The sequence below is a fragment of the Agarivorans sp. QJM3NY_29 genome (assembly GCF_050870835.2).
Lineage (GTDB): Bacteria > Pseudomonadota > Gammaproteobacteria > Enterobacterales > Celerinatantimonadaceae > Agarivorans.
On sequence record NZ_CP194036.2, the window covers coordinates 878,499 to 896,975 of the forward strand.

The following is an 18,477-nucleotide window of genomic DNA, read 5'->3' on the forward strand; positions in this document are numbered from 1 at the left end:
GTTATTTGAACTCAGATCATTGCTCGATTAGTCTTTGGGATGTTGCTTTTGCTGTAGCTGGTGTAACTGTTGCTCGATTTGTTGTAGTTGTTGCTGCATGGTTTTTTGATTGGCATGATGCTGTTGCATAAAACGCACGAGCTCAGTTTCTTTGGCGGTTTCATCACGTAGTAGCATGGCCGACATTAAACCGGAGATGGCACCAAAAAAACCGACACCAGTTAAAATCATCACACTAGCGATGACTCGTCCGGCGTCAGTGACTGGCACAAAGTCACCATAACCGACCGTAGAAATGGTAACAATTGCCCACCAAAGAGCTTCTCCAGAGCTGTGAATTTGCCCGCCAGACTCACTTCCCTCGGCGATTAAGATGCCAATCGAACCAAGTAACACAATGATCAGGAGGACCAGTAATATGGCGGCTAAAGTTGCTTCAACTCTTCTATGTTTGAGTCTTTTAAGTAAGTGTTGCTGTACCGAGATGGCTTTAATTAGCTTCACCGCATGAATAAACCGCAGGAAACGCAGCGGTTCAATCAATGGAATACTGGCAAATAAGTCGATCCAATGGTGGCTTAGGTAGTGCATTGGTGTATGGCTACGTAACATGCGACTAAAAAAGTGGGTGATGAAAACACAGCAGATTAAGGTATCCAAAGTGACTAACAACGCGTGTAGTTGTGAATCACTAGGATAAAAATACAAACTACTGACAATGCCAATGGCGATAATGGACAGTAACATCATGACCAAGTCGAAGGCGTTTATATTGGTTTTCATCAGCGCATCCTGCAGCGAGTACTGAGCGATATACAAGCACTATACCTGAGTTTTAAAGATTTTCAGTATTGCGGGGTAAATACTGATATATCAAACAGTTTTGTGATAAATAAGGCATATTTGGAGTGTAGTGGTGGCGTCTGAATATCGGCTAGTGGATGCTTGAACTTCAATAGTTTTCATGTTCAGATTCATTTAATTTCTCAGCTGTGGTGCTGCTAACTATGTCAAATGCTCTCCCTCTGCAACAACAACTTTTATCTTTCGCTGCCCAGTCATGGGAGCGAGTGGTCGCCTTGGAACCCAGACTAAACACTGAACTCAGCGAGTACCAGCAGCAACAGTCGCAACAGGCCTTCGCGGTGAGTGACTTTATTGCCGATAGTTGTATTGCTCAGCCTTCTTTGCTGCTCGATATTTGGCAACAGCAGCTGCTAAGCCAGGTGTTAACAGAGACGCAGCTACGTGAGCAACTGACTGCTCAATTAGCCGAACAACAAAATGATGATGCTGCCAAGAAAGTATTACGGCGGTTTCGTCGCCAGCAAATGGTGTTGATCGCCTGGCGAGATTTAACCCAAGGCCAAGCGGTTACCGACAGCTTTGCGCAAGTATCGGCGCTGGCCGACAGCTGTGTTGACTGTGCGAATCAATGGCTATATTCGCGTTGTTGTGCTGAATCTGGGACGCCGATGGATAGCGCTGGCAATGCTCAAGCCTTGGTGGTGATAGGCATGGGCAAGTTAGGGGGACGCGAGCTTAACTTCTCCTCTGATATCGATTTGATTTTTTGTTTTCCAGAAAATGGCGAAACTCAAGGTGGGCGGCGAAGCATTGCTAATCAGCAATTTTTTATTCGTATGGGCCAGCGTCTAATTCAACTAATCGATCAACCGACCGTTGACGGTTTTGTATTTCGCGTGGATATGCGGCTGCGTCCTTTTGGTGAGTCGGGTCCCTTGGCGGTAAGCTATGCCGCCTTTGAAGATTACTATCAGCATCATGGTCGTGATTGGGAACGCTATGCGATGGTGAAAGCGCGGGTGATTAACCAGGATTTGCGTTATGACCAAGCCATTCAAGCCATGCTAAAACCTTATGTGTATCGTCGTTATATAGATTTTAGTGCGATCCAAGCATTGCGCTCGATGAAGGCGATGATTAACTCGGAAATTCGACGTAAGGGCTTACGTGATAACATCAAACTAGGCTCAGGAGGGATCCGTGAGATTGAGTTTATTGCGCAAACTTTTCAATTGATCCGTGGCGGAAGAGAACCAGTCCTGCAAACGCGCTCATTGCTCAAGGCTTTGAGCTTACTCAGTGAGTACGGCGAGTTGAGTCTTGAGCAGACGCAATTGCTTACCAAGCATTATCTGTATCTGCGTCAGGTAGAAAATATCTTACAGCAAATTGATGATAAACAAACCCAGACTCTGCCGGATAGCGAGCTTGATCAACAGCGGATCGCATGGGTGATGGGGGAAGCATCCTGGGTTGATTTTTATCAGCAACTACAAGCTTTATTAGCCGAGGTGAATGGCTGTTTCCAAAGCGCCATTGGCGATGAACAATGTGATGAGCATCAAGCTAGCCAAGATTACGAAGATCTGTGGCATTGTGGTGCTGATCGCGAAGCGCTTGCCTCGCTCATGGCTAAACATGTTTGCGCTGAAGCGGAGCAGCAGCAACGCGTGGAAACTATGTATCACTTTATGCATGCAGTGGAGCATCGGCAAATTGGTCAACGGGGTCGACAAACTTTAGAGCGGATGATGCCGAGCTTGTTACAACAGTTGTTTGAGCATCCGAAAACCAACTTAGTATTACCCCGAGTCATGGTGTTGTTAGAGCGGATCTTGTCCCGTACTGCTTATCTAGAATTATTAGCCGAAAATCCAGGCTCTTTGCATCAACTGTTGCGCTTGTGTGCTGGCAGCGCGATGTTGGCCGAGAAGTTGGCAAGCTTTCCGATCTTGCTGGATGAGTTGCTTGATCCCGCGTTGTTATATAATCCGGTCAGTGCCGATAGCTACGCCCAGCAGCTACGCGAGTTTATGTTGCGGATCCCAGCCGATGACATGGAACAGCAAATGGAGGCCTTACGTCAGTTCAAGCAAATACAACAGTTGCGGATCACCGCCGCGGATATCGCCGGTGCGCTACCTTTGATGAAAGTAAGTGATCACTTAACAGCGGTTGCAGAAGTAATTGTAAATGCGGTGGTTGAACATGCTTGGGCGCAAATTGTGGAGCGCCATGGCTACCCGGAACACCTTGAGCAACAGCAACGCGGTTTTGCGGTTGTGGGCTACGGCAAGATCGGTGGCATCGAAACTGGCTATAGCTCCGATCTAGATTTGGTTTTTTTACATAACAGTGACAGCTCTACCTACACCACTGGTCCGAAGCAAATCGATAGTAAGCAGTTTTATCTCAAATTAGCGCAACGCATTATGCACTTGTTTAATACCCGCACCGCCTCTGGCGTATTGTATGAGCTCGATATGCGTCTGCGTCCATCGGGGGCTTCGGGTTTGTTGGTATCGGCGATCGATGCTTTTGAGCAGTATCAACTGAAAGAAGCCTGGACTTGGGAGCACCAAGCCTTAGTGCGAGCCCGAGTGGTTTATGGTGATCGTGACTTAGGGCAACGTTTTGAACAGGTTCGCCATCAAATTTTGTCGATCAAACGTGAACCTACAGAACTCATCACCCAAGTGGTGGAGATGCGGCATAAAATGCGCCAGCATTTGAGTAGAGAAACTAGTGATTTATTCGATTTGAAGCAGTCGGCTGGGGGGATGGTTGATATTGAGTTTATTGCGCAGTATTTGGTATTACAGTATACCGATCGCTGTCCTGAGCTGAGTCGATGGAGTGATAATGTCCGGATTTTTGAAAGCTGCGCGCAGCTGGGGATCTTAGACAAACAGCAGGCACAGGGATTGACTCGTTGTTATTTAGAGATCCGTGACGAGGGGCATCGTCAATCCTTACAAGAATTACCGCGGCTGGTCGAAAAGGCTCAGTTCACCCTCGATCTGAGCGTTGTTTGTGATACCTGGCGACAGTTATTTGCCGCTCAAGCACCAAAGGTAGATTAGTAGACGCTGGGTTCGCCCTCAGGGCGCGATTTAAAGCGACGATGGATCCACATGTACTGCTCGGGAGCGCGTAAAATGGCTTTTTCTATGGCCTGATTAATCGTGCGCGCATCGGCTTTAGTGTCACCAGTGGGATAATTTTCGATAGCGGGTTCTATCACCAAGGTGATGGAGCCATCTGCGTTTCGAAGTGCGTAACTCATCAGTACCTGTACGTTTTTGACTCGAGCGAGGGTGGCTGTTCCGGTAATGGTAGCAGCGTTTGGCTGAGCAAAAAGAGGCACAAATACAGCCGCGTGGGTTCCGTAATCATGGTCGGGGGCGTACCAAACCGCATTCCCATTTTTTAAAGCTTTTATCATGCCTCGCACATCGGTTCGGTCGACCAGGTACTTATTGGCTCTGGTTCGTCCATGGTATTGGAAATACTCGTAGACTTGGTTTTTATTCGGACGATAGATACCAACACCAGGATCAATGACTCCAAAGGCTCTGGCATGGCTTTCTAAAGTCCAGAAGTGAGCACTTAACAGCAGAATGCCGCCTGGTTTTTGTCTCACCTGTTCTAAATGTTCCAAACCTTCAAAATGAAGATGTTTGGCAAAGCGCCATTTGGGCCAAAACCAAGCATTCGCGGTATCAACTACCGAGTGTCCGAGATGTGTGAAGCATTGTTCAAGCAATTGCTCACGCTGCACCGCAGATTTTTCTGGGAAACAAATGTGCAAGTTTCGACGTGCGATATGCACTCGTGATTTGAGTAGTCTTTTTCCTAGGCGGCCAATCGCCAAGCCTAAGTAATGTTGCAGGCGATGGGGCAGCAGGCTAATACCAAGCATGAAACTAATTAACAACCAAGCCCCCCAATTTCGGGGGTGAAAGGAGCCAGCGTTGAGTGTGGGGGGAGATATTTCAGCCATGTTTTTCTTTTTGCTTCAGTTGGTGAGTCAAGTTTACCCGAATTCTGGTAATTATGCCGCAGACCAGATTTTTAACTATGATAAACTGTTCGCAATTTATTTTCGATGAGAGTGAGTAATGCGAATAACCCTCCCTGAGTTTTCTCAAGCTAAGGTGCTAGTTGTTGGTGACGTGATGTTAGACCGATATTGGCAAGGACCTACTGGACGAATATCTCCAGAGGCACCAGTTCCAGTGGTGAAAGTTGAGCAAATTGAAGAGCGCCCTGGTGGTGCAGCGAATGTCGCCTTAAACGCGGTCGCTTTGGGTGCCAGTTCAACTTTACTCGGCATGAGTGGTGACGATGAGGCATGCCATGCCTTAGAAAATCAGCTAGCCGCAGTGGGAGTGAGTTGTCAGTTCAGTAAATTTGCTGATTATCCCACGATTACTAAATTGCGGGTATTAAGCCGTCATCAGCAGTTGATCCGTCTGGATTTTGAAGAGAGCTTTCATAACGTAGATAGCCAAGACTTGCGTGATCGTTTTACCCAACAGATCAACCAGCATCAAGTGGTGATATTATCCGATTACAATAAAGGTGCATTGAATCGGGTTGGTGATTTAATCGGCTTAGCGCGTGAAGCGAAGGTGCCGGTTTTAGTCGATCCTAAGGGCAGTGCCTTTGATAAATATCGCGGCGCAACGCTGCTTACGCCTAACTTCTCCGAATTTGAAACAGTGGTTGGTGCTTGTAAAGATGAGGTAGAGATCGTTCAAAAAGGTCTTCAATTAATTGATGAATTAGATTTGCAAGCCTTGCTGGTGACGCGCAGTGAGCACGGAATGACCCTGATTCGTAAGGGGCAAGATGCTTTGCATTTGGCCGCCTTAGCGCAAGAAGTCTATGATGTCACGGGTGCTGGTGATACGGTTATTTCTACTTTAGCCAGTGCCCTTGCAGCGGGTGCTAGCCTAGAAGATGCCTGCGCTTTAGCCAATGTGGCCGCTGGTATTGTGGTGGGTAAGTTAGGGACCTCGACGGTGTCGACCATTGAACTTGCCAACGCAGTATATGGTCACCAGGAAACCGGTTTTGGGGTGTTGAATGAACAGCAGTTAAAACAAGCTTTAGACGCTGCCCATCGTCGTGGTGAAAAGGTTGTGATGACGAATGGCTGCTTTGATATTTTACATGCCGGTCACGTATCTTATCTTAATCATGCTCGTACTTTAGGTGATCGCTTAATCGTTGCCGTTAATAGTGATCATTCAGTGAAGCGCTTAAAAGGTGAAGGACGCCCTGTGAACAGTGTTGATCGTCGGATGGCTGTATTGGCTGGTTTGGGGGCGGTGGATTGGGTGGTTGACTTTACTGAAGATACCCCACAGCGGCTGATCGCTAGTTTGTTACCGGATTTGTTAGTCAAAGGCGGTGATTATAAACCAGAGGAAATCGCGGGTGGTGAAGAAGTGATTGCCAATGGTGGCGAGGTAAAAGTGCTTAATTTTGAGGAGGGCTGCTCTACCTCTGAGATTATTCAATCGATCCGTCAGAATCAGATTGATTAGTATGCATCATCGTCTAAAAAAGGCGCCACTGGCGCCTTTTTTATTAACCAATAATTCTCCGTGGTCATGCATTCTCTCTGTTTTTAACATTGAATGCATGACATTGGGGGATTTATTGAGCGGCCATTAAACCGGAATTAACCAATACTACGTCTTCTTCATTTAGGGTGCCTACGGCTTGTTTAAGCGACAGCATATTTAAGATGTAATCGTAACGAGCATTTGATAAATCACTTTTTGCTGAGTATAAATTACGCGTTGCATCTTGTACGTCAACGATGGTTCGAGTACCCACTTCAAAACCTGCTTCGGTGGCTTCCAGAGCGCTTTGAGATGAGACAACCGTTTGCTCGAAGGCTTTTACCGAGCCGATACTCGCACTGACATTGTTGACCACCGAGTTTACGGTGCTTTGTACTGAACGATAGGTTTGCTCTAAGGCTTGAGACGCTGCAATGTAACTAAATTGAGCTTGTTTAACCTGAGAGTCAATACTGCCACCTTGGTAGATCGGCCAGTTGAATTCAAGACCGATATTGCCCGAATTCGCACTGCCACCTTGAGCGTTGTCGGTCATACTATTCCCGTATTTATTGTTGTCGTAACCAATACCTGCGGTTAAATCTAAGGTTGGCGCATGACCACTTTGAGCCAATTTAATTTGCTCTTGAGAGACTTCTTTGGCAATCCGCTGAGCGTTCAACTGAAGGTTCTTATCGCTGGCAAGCTCTAACCAGTGCTTTGCGCTTTGATTTAGTTCGGCGGGATCGAAGCGTTCGGTATTTAAAATATTGAGTTGGCGATGTTCTAAACCAGTTAACTCGCGCAAGGCTTCGTAACTATTTGATAAGGTATTACTGGCTTGAATTTCTTCGGCAAGCGTTCGGTCATATTCGGCTTGTGCTTCATGAACGTCGGTAATCGCAGTTAAGCCAACATTAAACCGTTGTTTAGTTTGCTCTAGTTGACGAGCGACAGCAGCCTTGTTTGCTTGTACAAAACTAACATTATCGATGGCGCGTAATACGTTAAAGTAAGCGGTGCTCACTCGAATAATCAGATTTTGCACATCGTTGGCATACAAGGCATCGACCCGAGTCGCATCTTTTTCTGAAATGCTTAAACTGGTCCAGTTGGTTCTGGAATAGAGTGACTGGCTTAAACCTACCGATGCATTGGTATTGGTGATACTGTCGATACTGCTGTTATCGGAATTGGTATATTTTGCCCCCGCTGAAAAACCGATTTGCGGGAGTAGCGATGCTCGGGTTTGAGTTATTTTCTCAAAGGCGATGTCACGCTGCGATTTACTTTGCAAGATGACGGGATCTTTTTCTTGAGCTAATTGATAAATTTGCAATAAGTCGTCAGCTTGAGCTTGATAAGCTATCGAGCCAAAAGTACAAGCTAATATCAATGATTTCATTTTCAGCTTCATTTCGCCTTTCCTCTATTCGCCTTGGATGTGCGAAGTTTATCGGGAGTGAGTTAAATTAATTCTAGGAGTTAAACAATATGGCTTAAACAGCTAACATATTGCGAATAAATGTTAGTCTATCTCAGCTTTAACTTTAGATTAAGACTTAGTTAAGAAAAATCATAATAGATTGTAGTCAATCTGTCATTGGATCATTAAGAGTCGGCAAATTATATACTAAATCGCCAAACAAAGGGGACTAGATTCATATGCTTAAGTTGAAAAACCTGAGTCAGTTTTCTCATCAAGACATGGAAATACAGACGGTAGAGGATGTCTATAAAGGTTTCTTTAAATTAAAGCGTTACACCTTGCGTCACCGTTTGTACCAAGGGGGGTGGAGTCAGTGGTTTCAGCGTGAAATGTTAGACCGAGGTCATGCGGCAGCAATTTTGCTTTTTGATCCGCTACTTGACCAAGTCGTTTTAGTTGAGCAATTTAGGATCGGTGCGGTCGAAACTGGAGCCAGTCCTTGGTTATTGGAAATCGTGGCCGGGATGCTTGATAGTAACCAACCACCATTGGATGTTGCGGTACGTGAAGCCGAAGAAGAAGCTGGGCTAAGGGTGAAGCGAGTGATTTCGTGTAATAGTTTTTTACCGGGCGCGGGAGGCTTAAGTGAGCGCATTCATTTGTACCTCGGTGAAGTTGATGCAAGCCAAGCGGGTGGTGTTCATGGATTGGAAAATGAAAATGAAGACATATTGGTGAAAGTTTTAAGTCGCGAACAAGCCTTCGAATGGGTACAATCGGGCCTGATTGATAATGCTGCGGCTGTAATTGCGATTCAATGGTTGCAGCTAAATTTGCAGAAAGTGTTGCTGCAATGGCAAAATAATGGCGTTGCAGATGCAGGCTAAAAAACTTGGTCGTTATCGCGTAAATCTTGAGCAACTGATGCAGCTTTATGCTGCTAATTATGTCTTGCTGATGCGCCTATTCCCGACTGAGCTTAGCCGTGGACAGACACTACGATTACAGCCACAAATTGGTGAAGACTACCAGCTCGAGTGTAAAGAACGTACGCGTTATACCTCGCTGTATGAGATCAGACAAACTGGTCGCCAAGCGCATCAGTATTTACGATCTCAGCTGATTGTGCGCTTGTATCACGATGCGCGCTTGGCGGAAGTGTGTGCTAGTCAGCAGATTTATAAGCTAAAACCAAGGTATGATTATCCTAATAAAAAGATGCATCATCGTGACGAAAAGCATCAAATAAATCAGTTTCTTAATGACTGGTTGGCATTTTGTTTAAAACAGCGGATGAAAGTAGAGTTTGAATAATCAAGCTCCAAGAAAAGATTGTGGCATTTACTAAATTAAATATTAATACAGCAGAAGATGGCAGTGTGCATTTGTTGCAAGTGACTGATACCCACCTTTTCGCTGATGAACGTACCGGGTTGCTAGGCGTTAATACTTGCGACAGTTTTAGTGCTGTGTTGTCGAACATCCAACAAGACCAAATTCCCTTTGATTACATTCTGGCCACTGGCGATTTGTCTCAAGATCACAGTAAACGTTCCTATCAACGTTTCGCTGAAAAAATTGCGCAGTTAGAGAAGCCTTGCTTTTGGTTGCCGGGGAATCATGATCTACAAGGAAACATGGACACGCTTGAACAGCATGGGATTTTGACCGCCAAGCAGTTAGTCAGTGAACATTGGCAAATCATCATGTTAGATACTCAAGTGGCGGGAGAGCCGCATGGTTCATTGAGTCAGTCACAGTTAGATCGCTTAGCCAAGGCTTTAGCTGAGTATCCTGATAAACATGTACTCATCGCAATGCATCATCAAAGTATTCCTGTGGGGAGTAAGTGGTTAGATCAGCATAATTTGAAAAATGCAGATGCTTTTTTTGCTGTGATCGCCAACTATCCAAATGTGCGAGGAGTTATTTTTGGTCATGTGCATCAAAACTATGAGTTTCAGTTTGATGGCATCGCTTATATTGCAACACCAAGTACTTGTATTCAGTTTTTACCGTTGTCGGCAAATTTTGCTCTTGATCACCAACAACCGGGCTGGCGTTACTTGCAGTTAACTAAAGAGGGGCGAATTGCCACTCGTTTACGTCGTTTATCTGAGCGAAGTTTTCTTCCGGATCCAAAATCTAAAGGTTATTGAGTGGAGCAAGCGTCAGTTTTATTGTATTTACATGGTTTTAATAGTTCGCCTTATTCTGCGAAGGCGCAAGTTATGGCAAACTATGTCGCAGAGAATGCACCACATATTCAGTTTTTATGTCCTCAGTTAGCCTGTTATCCACAGCAAGCTTGGGAGCAAATTTCCCAGTTATTAGAATCAAATCATGATGCTCGTTTAGGTGTTATTGGTAGTTCTCTTGGTGGCTTTTTGGCGACCAAAGTGGCGCAACAAACGGGCGCTCCTGCGGTACTGGTTAATCCAGCAGTAAAACCATATATCTTATTAAACGACTATTTAGGGGAACAAATTAATCCCTATACTCAGCAACGTTATGACTTGCAAGCACAGCATATACAACACTTACGACAACTGGAAGTTAGCGATTTGAGCTGTCAACAACAGTTATGGGCGTTGTTACAAACGGGTGATGAAGTGCTGGACTTTAGGCTAGCGGTCACCGAGTATAAAGGCGCAAAATTCACTATTGAAGAGGGCGGAGACCACAGCTTTCAAGGCTTTGAACGCCATTGTGGTGCTATTCTCGACTTCTTGGCTCTTAGGTAAATATTTCCATCATGGCTGACCAATATAATTCCGACTCTATTGAAGTATTAAGTGGCTTAGATCCGGTAAAACGCCGACCTGGCATGTATACCGATACCACTCGTCCCAATCACTTAGCACAAGAAGTCATCGATAACAGTGTGGATGAGGCGCTTGCTGGTCACGCTCGGTCTATTATCGTTACCTTATACGCAGATCAATCTATCGAAGTGGTCGATGATGGTCGTGGCATGCCTACCGATATTCATCCGGAAGAGAAGGTGAGTGGTGTTGAGCTGATTTTTACTCGCTTGCATGCGGGGGGCAAATTCTCGAATGAGCATTACCAATTTTCTGGAGGGCTACACGGGGTTGGTATTTCGGTGGTTAACGCCTTATCTTCCCGGGTCGAAGTGCAGGTTCGTCGTGATAGCCAGGTCTATGAAATGGCCTTTGAAGATGGGAATAAGGTTCAAGAGTTAGCGGTTACTGGCAGTGTCGGCAAACGTAATAGCGGAACCAAAGTTCGGTTTTGGCCAACCCCAAGTTATTTTGATAACCCTAAGTTTTCGGTTTCACGGCTGCGTCATTTGTTGCGAGCTAAAGCGGTATTGTGTCCAGGCTTAAATATTAAGTTTATTGATAAAATTAGTAATCAGCAGGATGAATGGTATTACGAAGATGGTTTAAAAGACTATTTAAGTCAGTCCTTTAAAGATTACATTAGTCTGCCAGACGACCCCTTTACCGGCGCTTTTAGTAGCAATGTAGAGGCTGTAGATTGGGCGGTGAGCTGGTTGCCTGAAGGTGGCGAAAGTATCACCGAAAGTTATGTGAACTTAATTCCTACCGCGCAAGGCGGAACTCATGTGAATGGTTTACGGCAAGGTCTACTCGATGCGATGCGAGAGTTTTGTGAGTTTCGTAATATTTTGCCGCGAGGTCTGAAATTGACGCCGGACGATGTCTGGGACCGTTGTTGCTATGTGTTATCGGTAAAAATGCAAGATCCACAATTTGCCGGACAAACTAAAGAGCGCTTGTCGTCTCGACAGTCAGCAGCTTTTGTTTCTGGGGTTGTCAAAGATGCCTTTAGTTTGTGGCTAAATAGTAATACCGATCAAGCCGAATTGCTTGCCGAAGTGTTTATTAACAATGCGCAACGGCGAATGCGTTCCAGTAAAAAAATTGCTCGTAAGAAAGTGACATCGGGACCAGCCTTACCAGGGAAACTGACTGATTGTACTAGTCAGGATCCGCTGGCTGGAGAGCTGTTTTTGGTGGAAGGTGACTCGGCGGGAGGCAGTGCGAAGCAGGCGCGTGAACGAGAGATCCAAGCGGTGATGCCTTTACGGGGTAAAATTCTCAACACTTGGGAAGTGGACGGGAGTGAGGTTCTGGGCTCGCAAGAGGTTCATGACATCTCGGTGGCCATCGGTATTGATCCTGATAGTCATGATTTAAGCGGCTTACGTTACGGTAAAATTTGTATTTTGGCGGATGCTGACTCCGACGGTTTACATATTGCCACGCTATTATGCGCATTGTTTATGATGCACTTTAGGCCATTGGTCGAGCAAGGGCATATCTATGTGGCGATGCCCCCTTTGTATCGAATTGATGTGGGTAAAGAAGTGTTCTATGCCCTAGATGAAGATGAAAAACAAGGCATATTAGATCGTATCGAAGCCGAAAAGAAACGCGGTAAAGTGAATGTACAGCGCTTTAAGGGATTGGGTGAAATGAACCCTCTACAATTGCGCGAAACCACCATGGATCCTAATACACGACGTTTGGTTCAGCTCACTATTGATGAAGAGCACGCAACTTTGCAGTTGATGGATATGCTGCTCGCGAAGAAGCGCGCAGGTGATCGGAAGCAATGGTTAGAAACCAAGGGAAACATGGCCTCTGACTTGGTATAGGGTAGCCTAAAAAATGCGAGATCTTCGACTTGGCTTAGCAACGAAGGCGTTGTTGTTGCTGTGCGGTGTATTGTTGATTAGTTTGGTGGGCCTAATCAGCTTTAATCATGACAATTTGCAGAGTTTCTTCAGAGACAGTCGAACCAATGTCATTGCAAATCAAAATTATCAGTTACAAAAATATTATGACGATGTATTTGCGCGTTTAAATTCCTTTAATGCCAGCCAAGCATATCGTTTTGAGAAAGCTAAGTCCGAGGATTTAGCAATGGTATTCGATTCTTTTTGGCAAGATCTAAAGAACTATACAGAGCTACCCATTCGCAGTTTAACCCTTGTGGTGCCTGAGCTAGGAGAGCGTTATGACTTCGGTTATTTAGAGCATAGCCAAAAAGCGACCGATTGGATGTTACAAGCGCATCAATCGCTTTCTTGGATCTTAGATTGCCCGTTAAGCTGCCGAGTGATCGTTGCTACTCATTTTAAGGTGGGTGAGCAACAGACAGATTATCAAGCCTTTTACAGCATCGACGCCTTGCGGTTATTGGAATTGTTTCCTGCCAGTCGAGGCAGCCACCATTTTATGCTCGAGCTGAACGACGATGCCTCCTTGCATTTATTATATGCCGAATCGATGTATCGTCAGTCAATCGCTAACATGTTGACCAAGCTTGACAGCCATTCGATTGTAAATGGTCTTGAGCAATTTAATAGTGAATGGGGTTTGAGTGAATTACATGCTTTTCCGATAAAACGAAACGTCGGTAACAAGCCGGTTTATTACGCCATTATCAATGACATTAATAGCCAATCTCAGCTGCTTAATCGGGCTAACTATAACAACATGTTGTTTGGCATGGCAGCCTTGGTTATCGCAGGTGCGATTGTTATTTTCTGCTTGAGTCCTTCATTGCGACGGATCCGACAAACCATCGATCACTTACCCTTATTGGCGCGCTCATCACATAATCTATTTCGGCGTAATTTGGAAAGTACAGGTAAACGGGTATTGCCTGATGAGTCTGATGAACTGAATCACGCCTTGGTTCGATTGTCTTATCAATTGGAAGCATTAGAACAACAATTGAAGAGCCGCGCTGAAGAGCTAGAGTGGGTTGCTAATTATGATAACCTCACCGATCTGCCGAATCGTCGTAAGTTTGAGCGAGTCTTGAATCAAATGGTTGAAGAGCAACGTTTTGGTTGCTTGTTGATGGTGGATTTAGATAATTTTAAATATGTGAATGATATTAGTGGTCACGGTGCTGGTGATGAAATGCTTTGCCAAGTCTCGGCTAGCTTAGAGCGCTTGCTACCAAACGATAGTATTTTAGCGCGCATCAGTGGCGATGAATTTGCGATTTATCTTGAAGATACCAGTTTAGCCTATGCTGAAGTCGCGGCACAACGGATCATCAGCTTATTGGCCCAAGTTCGAGTACCGGGACACAACATCATTCATACCACTTCGGCTTGTGTCGGAATTGTTGCTTTTCCTGAACATGGCAGTAGCTTTGAAGAGTTGATGGCAAAAGCCGATATTTGCAACAATCAAGCGAAAGAGCGTGGTAAAAACTGTGTGGTGAGTTTTGAAGCGGAGAATAGCGATTCGGAGCTTGCTAAAAAACACTTTTGGTTGGACTTGGCACAACATGCTATCGAACGCGACCGTTTGGAACTGTTTTATCAACCAATCATGAACAATAAGCTGAATAAGGTTGAGCATTACGAGGTTTTATTACGGGTTCGAGATGAACAAGATCGTTTACATTCCCCTTATCAACTTATTTTAGCAGCAGAGAAGAATGGCCAGATCGACAAAATCGATTTATGGGTCGTGCAACAGGCCTTGCAGCAGATGGAAACCAATCTGCGTTGTGGTTATACCGATAAGTTGGCGATAAACTTATCGGCACGCTCCTTCTGCAGTGAAAAGGTTATAGCCCGGATTGCCCGAGAATTTGTGAGTCGTAATATTGCTGGCGAAATGATTATTTTTGAAATCACCGAAACAGCAGCGTTACCAAACATGCAGCAAGCAGAAGAGCATATACGGCGTTTGAAGGCACTTGGTTGTGCGATTGCATTAGATGATTTTGGGGTCGGTTATTCTTCGTTTCACTCGCTGAAACAGTTACCCTTTGATTACTTAAAAATTGATGGCTCTTTTGTTCGAGAAATTTTGAATCAACACCAAGATAAGGTGTTTATTCAGGCCTTGGTTGGTATTGCCAATCAATTGGGCCACAAGACCATTGCTGAATTTGTTGAATCGGAAGCATTAAATAACGAACTGATTAAATTGGGAGTTGATTACTCTCAGGGTTATTACATTGGTAAACCAGCTAGCGCACGCTATTTCTGGCAATTTGACAAAGCATCCGCAGTGCTAGCTTTGCAAGGAACATAAAAGGTTATAGAGCATGAGTAGTGCGAATGAACTCAGTTTAGATGGCATAGAACGTCAATCGATGAGCACTTTTACTGAGCAAGCGTATTTAAATTATTCCATGTACGTCATCATGGATCGCGCCTTGCCCCATATTGGTGATGGATTAAAGCCAGTACAGCGCAGAATTATTTATGCGATGTCTGAATTGGGGTTATCGGCTAACGCAAAATATAAGAAATCGGCACGTACCGTAGGGGACGTTTTGGGTAAGTATCATCCGCATGGTGATTCTGCCTGTTATGAAGCGATGGTATTGATGGCTCAACCATTCTCCTATCGCCATCCCTTAGTGGATGGTCAGGGAAACTGGGGCGCGCCAGATGATCCAAAATCTTTTGCTGCGATGCGTTATACCGAAGCGAAATTGTCGAAATTTTCTGAGGTTTTACTGAGCGAGCTGGGCCAAGGAACCTGTGATTGGGTACCTAATTTCGATGGCACCATGAATGAGCCGAAAGTGCTGCCCGCACGTTTGCCGCACATTTTACTGAACGGGGTCACCGGGATTGCAGTGGGAATGGCCACCGATATCCCACCGCACAACGTGGGTGAAATTGCCAAGGCTTGTGTTCATCTTCTGGATAATCCGAAGGCTGAATTGAGTGAGTTGCTCGAATTTGTACAAGCGCCCGATTATCCAACTGAAGCGGAAATAATTACCCCGAGACGCGATATTCGCAAGATTTATGAAACGGGCCGTGGCTCGGTGAAGATGCGAGCCGTATTCCACACCGAAGATGGTGACATTGTGATTACGGCTTTACCGCATCAGGTCTCGGGAGCCAAAGTTCTGGAACAGATCGCGGCACAAATGCAAGCGAAGAAGCTGCCGATGGTGGTGGATTTGCGTGATGAATCGGATCATGAAAACCCAACTCGAATTGTGGTGATACCGCGCTCTAATCGAGTGGATGTTGACCAATTAATGAATCACTTGTTTGCATCCACCGATTTAGAGCGAAATTACCGAGTCAACCTTAATATGTTGGGGCTTGATAATCGGCCTCAAGTGAAAGGCTTGTTACAGATCTTAAGTGAATGGTTGCGGTTTCGCCGCGATGTGGTGCGCCGTCGACTGCAATATCGTTTAGACAAGGTATTAGCTCGTTTACATATTTTGGATGGCTTGCTGATTGCCTTCCTCAATATTGATGAAGTGATTGAAATCATTCGAACCGAAGACGAGCCTAAAGCGGCGCTGATGGCGCGTTTTGGCTTGTCGAATAAACAAGCTGAAGCGATCCTTGAAATTAAATTGCGTCAGTTGGCTAAGTTAGAAGAAATTAAGATCCGAGCCGAGCAAGCAGAGTTAGCTGAAGAGCGCGATAAGCTGGAGAAGCTACTGGGTAGCGAACGTCGACTCAGCACGCTGATCAAGAAGGAAATACTTGCTGATGCCGAAACCTATGGTAACGCACGTCGTTCTCCACTGATGGAGCGTGCAGAAGCAAAAGCCCTGAGTGAAAAAGAGTTGATGCCAAACGAAGCTATTACCGTGGTCTTGTCAGAAAAAGGTTGGGCAAGAGCGGCTAAGGGCCATGAGGTTGATGCTAAAGCCTTGAGTTACAAGTCGGGGGATGTCTTTTTAAGCAGTGCTTATGGACGCAGTAATCAGCAGGCAGTATTTTTAGATACAGCAGGACGCAGTTATGCGCTCGATTCACATACCTTGCCCTCGGCACGTAGCCAAGGAGAGCCATTGACTGGTCGCTTTAATTTGGCGGCAGGGGAAGTATTCTGCAATGTCGTGATGGCCAATGACGAACAGCGCTACTTGGTGGCCTCCGATGCCGGCTATGGTTTTATCGGTAAGTTTAGCGATATGTTAAGCAAGAATAAAAATGGTAAGGCGTTTTTGAGTTTACCTGCGGGCAGTAAGGTTGTGGCTCCGATTGTGGTGGACAGCTACCAGAATGATAGTTGTCTGGTCATCTCTAATGAGGGCAGAATGTTGGTCTTTCCGCTCACCAGTTTGCCAGAGCTCTCTAAAGGTAAAGGGAATAAGTTAATTAGTATTCCTAGTGCAAGAGTGAAAAATCGCGAAGAATATGTGACTTTGCTGAGTGTTGTTCCGGCCGATGCTTCGGTGACTCTATTTGCGGGCAAACGCAAGTTGACTTTGAAACCGAGCGATTTGGATCATTATCGTGGGGAGCGAGGACGACGTGGTAACAAATTGCCTCGAGGCTTACAGCGCGTCGATGGCATTGAGGTCGAGGCTATCGAGAGTGAGCTTGGAGAGGGGCCCAATGCAGATGCCTAAGTGTAGATTTTCAGCTTACACTTGTTCACTTAAATCTCAGCGCGTATACTGCGTGCTGTTTTAAGGGGGTGCTATGTTAGCTGTAATTCGAATTATTTTTATTGCTTTAGTGATGTTAACGGCATTTCCGTTTGTCATTTTGTATTGTTTGGTTCGACCTCGTCATCCTGACCTAGTGCATCAGATTGGCGTTTTAATTGCCAAATGTGGACGCTTTGTGGGCCTTGAGGTTGAAGTTCGAGTGGTTACACAACAATTGCCAGAAAAGGCGGTATGGATAGCCAACCACCAAAATAGTTATGACATGTTTACCTTGCCATTCGCCTTGCGTAAGGGGGTGGTGTCTATCGGTAAGAAAAGTCTCGCGTTGATCCCTTTCTTTGGGCAAATTTACTGGATTACCGGTAATATTTTAATTGACCGGGATCGACGTAGTAAAGCCGCCGACACCATTAAGCAGGCGGCCGCTGCGATAGAGAAACGTCATCTGTCGGTATGGATGTTCCCTGAAGGTACTCGTAGTTATGGACGTGGCTTGCAGAGTTTTAAAACCGGAGCTTTTCATCTAGCCATGCAAGCCAAAGTTCCTATGTTACCGATCTGTTGTTCTTCAACTCATGGTCAGGTAAAACTGAACCGTTGGAACAATGGTAAGGTGATCGTTGAAGTGGGCCATGCTTTTTCGGTCGCAGAATGGAAAGGACAGCTGCGCAGTCACATTGCCGACTTGCATCAGCAGATGGAACAACGGATCTATGAGCTGACCATGGAAGCACGCGGTGAAGCTGCCGATTATGCCGATGTTCATCAACGAAATTTAGCCAGCCCAGCAGAGACCATGGTAGGAGAGAATACATGAGTACCCAACAATTGATTGCCGATTGGCAGGCCGAAACTGATTTAATTATTCAAGAATTATTGGCCGATGGCAGCGATCCAGATGCCGAATATACCATCGAACACCACCTTGCCAGCAACGATTTTAAAGTGCTTGAAAAAGCGGCGGTAGATGTCTTTAAAGCGGGTTATGAGGTGAGTGATGCCGAAGAAGCCGAGCTAGAAGATGGGACTAAGGTATGGTGCTTTGATGTGATTGTTGAAGTGCCGCTAGAAGCGAAAATAATCAAACAAAGTATTGAAGAATTAGCGAATATTGCCGATAAGCATAAGGTCATTTATGATGGATGGGGCACCTATTTCGAGTCTGATGAGGATGACGACGAGTCATAGAGCCTAAAATTTATCGATGAAAACGACGCCTAGGTGTCGTTTTTTTTATTACACTGAGCTATATGCTCAGGA

The 18,477-nt window shown here is 45.4% G+C and carries 14 protein-coding genes; 11 read left to right on the top strand and 3 right to left on the bottom strand.

Translation table 11 applies throughout. The features are described from left to right. Nucleotides 1-27: 27 nt before the first annotated feature. Complete coding sequence (locus ACRRS0_RS03970; protein ID WP_432454518.1) at nt 28-783, bottom strand: potassium channel family protein; 756 nt, start codon at nt 781-783, stop codon at nt 28-30. Between the two features lie 224 nt (nt 784-1,007). Between ACRRS0_RS03970 and glnE the strand changes: the two genes are divergently transcribed. Further along, nucleotides 1,008-3,890 (top strand): bifunctional [glutamate--ammonia ligase]-adenylyl-L-tyrosine phosphorylase/[glutamate--ammonia-ligase] adenylyltransferase, encoded by a 2,883-nt coding sequence (glnE, locus tag ACRRS0_RS03975; RefSeq protein WP_432454517.1) that lies wholly within the window; start codon nt 1,008-1,010, stop codon nt 3,888-3,890. Here glnE and lpxL read toward each other — a convergent pair. After that, a complete protein-coding gene (lpxL, locus tag ACRRS0_RS03980) occupies nt 3,887-4,810 on the bottom strand; it encodes an LpxL/LpxP family Kdo(2)-lipid IV(A) lauroyl/palmitoleoyl acyltransferase (RefSeq protein WP_432454516.1) in 924 nt (307 codons plus the stop codon). The genes glnE and lpxL overlap by 4 nt on opposite strands. 118 nt (nt 4,811-4,928) lie before the next feature. Here lpxL and hldE point away from each other — a divergent pair, with 118 nt between their 5' ends. Beyond that, the gene (gene hldE / locus ACRRS0_RS03985) at nt 4,929-6,362 is read left to right on the top strand and encodes a bifunctional D-glycero-beta-D-manno-heptose-7-phosphate kinase/D-glycero-beta-D-manno-heptose 1-phosphate adenylyltransferase HldE (protein WP_432454515.1); all 1,434 of its coding nucleotides are present in this window, start codon (nt 4,929-4,931) and stop codon (nt 6,360-6,362) included. Between the two features lie 112 nt (nt 6,363-6,474). Here hldE and tolC read toward each other — a convergent pair whose 3' ends face one another. Next, complete coding sequence (gene tolC / locus ACRRS0_RS03990; RefSeq protein WP_432454514.1) at nt 6,475-7,800, bottom strand: outer membrane channel protein TolC; 1,326 nt, start codon at nt 7,798-7,800, stop codon at nt 6,475-6,477. 248 nt (nt 7,801-8,048) lie between these two features. Between tolC and nudF the strand changes: the two genes are divergently transcribed. From nudF to rraB, 9 genes are all read left to right on the top strand, one after another. Then, nucleotides 8,049-8,699, top strand: a complete 651-nt coding sequence (gene nudF / locus ACRRS0_RS03995; RefSeq protein ID WP_432454513.1) for an ADP-ribose diphosphatase — start codon at nt 8,049-8,051, stop codon at nt 8,697-8,699. After that, on the top strand, nt 8,689-9,126 hold the full coding sequence (locus tag ACRRS0_RS04000) for a DUF1249 domain-containing protein (protein ID WP_432454512.1): 438 nt from the start codon (nt 8,689-8,691) through the stop codon (nt 9,124-9,126). The genes nudF and ACRRS0_RS04000 overlap by 11 nt, the downstream gene beginning before the upstream one ends. A 20-nt stretch (nt 9,127-9,146) precedes the next feature. After that, nucleotides 9,147-9,971: a 3',5'-cyclic-AMP phosphodiesterase gene (gene cpdA, locus ACRRS0_RS04005; RefSeq protein ID WP_432454511.1), complete on the top strand. Its 825-nt coding sequence runs from the start codon at nt 9,147-9,149 to the stop codon at nt 9,969-9,971. Between the two features lie 72 nt (nt 9,972-10,043). Further along, entirely contained in the window at nt 10,044-10,556 is a 513-nt protein-coding gene (locus tag ACRRS0_RS04010; protein ID WP_432454510.1) for a YqiA/YcfP family alpha/beta fold hydrolase, read from the top strand. Between the two features lie 11 nt (nt 10,557-10,567). Continuing rightward, complete coding sequence (parE, locus tag ACRRS0_RS04015) at nt 10,568-12,460, top strand: DNA topoisomerase IV subunit B (protein ID WP_432454509.1); 1,893 nt, start codon at nt 10,568-10,570, stop codon at nt 12,458-12,460. A 13-nt stretch (nt 12,461-12,473) separates the two neighbouring features. Then, a complete protein-coding gene (locus tag ACRRS0_RS04020; protein WP_432454508.1) occupies nt 12,474-14,870 on the top strand; it encodes a putative bifunctional diguanylate cyclase/phosphodiesterase in 2,397 nt (798 codons plus the stop codon). Between the two features lie 13 nt (nt 14,871-14,883). Then, nucleotides 14,884-17,175, top strand: a complete 2,292-nt coding sequence (gene parC, locus ACRRS0_RS04025) for a DNA topoisomerase IV subunit A (RefSeq protein ID WP_432454507.1) — start codon at nt 14,884-14,886, stop codon at nt 17,173-17,175. Between the two features lie 73 nt (nt 17,176-17,248). Continuing rightward, a complete protein-coding gene (locus tag ACRRS0_RS04030; RefSeq protein ID WP_432454506.1) occupies nt 17,249-18,034 on the top strand; it encodes a 1-acylglycerol-3-phosphate O-acyltransferase in 786 nt (261 codons plus the stop codon). Continuing rightward, complete coding sequence (gene rraB / locus ACRRS0_RS04035; protein WP_432454505.1) at nt 18,031-18,405, top strand: ribonuclease E inhibitor RraB; 375 nt, start codon at nt 18,031-18,033, stop codon at nt 18,403-18,405. The genes ACRRS0_RS04030 and rraB overlap by 4 nt, the downstream gene beginning before the upstream one ends. The last annotated feature ends 72 nt before the right edge of the window (nt 18,406-18,477 follow it).